General features: G+C 63.5%; 1 protein-coding gene. It reads right to left on the minus strand.

Features of this window, described 5'->3' with window-relative positions:
- A partial coding sequence (locus WMO66_RS00060; RefSeq protein WP_349134364.1) for a hypothetical protein occupies positions 1-611 on the minus strand: 611 nt, incomplete at both ends.

Genomic DNA, 611 nt, shown 5'->3' on the forward strand with positions numbered 1-611 from the left:
CGTCTGCGTCAGGTGGCCGCCGCGCGGGGCGTAGTCGTTCGTCGAGAGGACGCGGTCCCCGACACTCGTGCTCGTCGCCTGGCCCCACTGGTTATAGCCGAAGGAGTAGATCTGGTGCTGCGCGGTTCCGCTCCGGTAGGTCTTGCGGTCGAGGGTGGCAAGGCGGCCGTTTTCGTAGCCGTAGTCGATGGCGGCGACGCCGTGGCGGTAGACCATGGTCGTCCGGCGGCTGTTGGCGTCGTAGGTATAGTTCGTCTCGCGGCCGAGGGCGTCCTTCGTCTGAAGGAGCTGCTCCGTCAGCGAGTTATAGTCGTAAAGCGTCGTATTGCCGTTGACGTCCGTCACGCGTTGGGTGTGGTTGCGGTCCGGCGTCGCGACGGCGCTGCTCTCGAGGTACTTCTGCTCGTTTTTCTCCGTCGAGGTCAGCTTGGAGCCGATGACGTTTCCCGCCTCGTTATAGGTCGTGGTGCTCTTGATCCCGGCGACCGAAGCGGAGGTGACGTCGTGGGCGGCATTGTAGGTATAGGTGTACTTTGCGCCGTTTGCAGCCGTGTAAGAGGTCAGGTCTGTGCCGGTATACCCGGCCTTTTCCGTGCCAGTGCCGGTCTGCG

This window comes from Faecousia intestinalis, from assembly GCF_040096185.1.
Taxonomy (GTDB): domain Bacteria; phylum Bacillota; class Clostridia; order Oscillospirales; family Oscillospiraceae; genus JAZOXB01.